Origin of the sequence: Actinosynnema sp. NPDC059797 (genome assembly GCF_042732085.1) — a bacterium.
Classification (GTDB): Bacteria; Actinomycetota; Actinomycetes; order Mycobacteriales; family Pseudonocardiaceae; genus Actinosynnema.
Genome location: NZ_JBHWIE010000713.1, coordinates 1 through 1,565 on the forward strand (window position 1 = coordinate 1; position 1,565 = coordinate 1,565).

At 69.3% G+C, this 1,565-nt stretch carries 1 protein-coding gene; it reads left to right on the forward strand.

Annotated elements, in window-relative coordinates; genetic code table 11:
- Nucleotides 1–148: 148 nt before the first annotated feature.
- Nucleotides 149–1,565 (forward strand): acyltransferase domain-containing protein (locus ACFV4N_RS43605; protein WP_499678577.1); only part of this gene is annotated, 1,417 nt, incomplete at its 3' end.

Below are 1,565 nucleotides of genomic sequence, written 5' to 3' on the forward strand. Positions count from 1 at the left end.
GCACCGGGCGGTGGTGGTTGCTTCGGACCGGGAGCAGTTGCTGGATCGCCTGGCGGATCTCGCCGAGGGTGGGACCGGGGCGGGACGCGTGTCGGTTCCGGGGCGGGTGGCGATCGTCTTCACCGGTCAAGGTTCGCAGCGGGTGGGGATGGGTCGGGAGTTGCATGGGCGGTTCCCGGTGTTCGCGGCGGCTTTCGACCGGGTGTGCGAGTTGCTGGATCCGGCTGTTCGGACTGCCGTGTTCGATGTGGACGGTCAGGGTGGCCGTTTGGATTCCACGGAGTTGGCGCAGCCGGCGTTGTTCGCGGTTGAGGTGGCGTTGTTCCGGCTGTTCGAGTCCTGGGGCGTGGTCCCGGACTTTGTAACGGGCCATTCGGTGGGGGAGATCGCGGCGGCTCATGTGTCGGGTGTGTTGTCGCTGGAGGACGCCTGTCGGTTGGTCACGGCGCGGGGTCGGTTGATGCAGGGTCTCGCGCCGGGTGGGGTGATGGTGGCGGTCGCGGCCGGTGAGGACGTGGTGGCGCCGTTGGTGGCCGAGGATCCTGAGGTGTCGATCGCGGCGGTGAACAGCCCATCGTCGGTGGTGGTGTCGGGGGCCGAGGCCGCGGTGGAGCGGGTGGTGCGACGGCTGGCCGAGCTGGGTTGCCGGACGAAGCGGCTCACCGTCTCGCACGCGTTCCACTCGCCGTTGATGGAGCCGATGCTGGACGACTTCCGGGCGGTGGTGGCCGGGTTGACGTTCAGGTCTCCGAATATCGCGATGGTGAACGAGGCGGTGGCGGACCCGGAATATTGGGTGCGGCACGTGCGGGACACGGTTCGGTTCGCCGACACGGTCACCCGACTGCACGACCTCGGTGTGACCCGGTTCGTGGAGTTGGGTCCGGACGCGGTGCTGACCGGGTTGGTGCGCGAGTGCTTGGACGGCCGCGACGTCACGGTGGTGCCGAGCCTGCGGCGTGGTCGTGACGAGGTCGAGTCGGCGCTGACCGGGTTGGGCGCGTTGTTCGCCGCCGGGGTGGCGGTGGACTGGTCGGCCCTGTTCGTCGGCACCGGCGCCCGGCGCACCGAACTGCCCACCTACGCGTTCCAACGCCGGCGCTACTGGCTGGACATGCCGATGGACGACGAGGGCACGTCGGTGGCGACCCCGGGTCCGGTGAGCGAGCTGCGCGGGCTCGACGAGACCGAGCGCACGCACCGGTTGACGGAGCTGGCTCGCGCGCACATCACCGCCACGCTCGGCAGCGGCGCGCCCGGTGAGGTCGCACTGGACCGGACGTTCCGGGACCTGGGCTTCGATTCCCTGATGTCCGCCGAACTCCGGGACAGGCTCTCGCACGCCCTGGAAGTCCCACTGCCCAGTTCGGTGATCTTCGACTACCCCACTCCCGCTGTTCTGGTCGAGCACCTGCGATCAGTGGTGTCGGGCGCGGACGGCGACGTGCGCGCCCAGGTCGTGTCGACTGCCGGTGCCGATGATCCGGTGGTGGTGGTGGGGATGGCGTGTCGTTATCCGGGTGGGGTGGGTTCTCCGGAGGAGTTGTGGGATCTGGTTGTCGGTG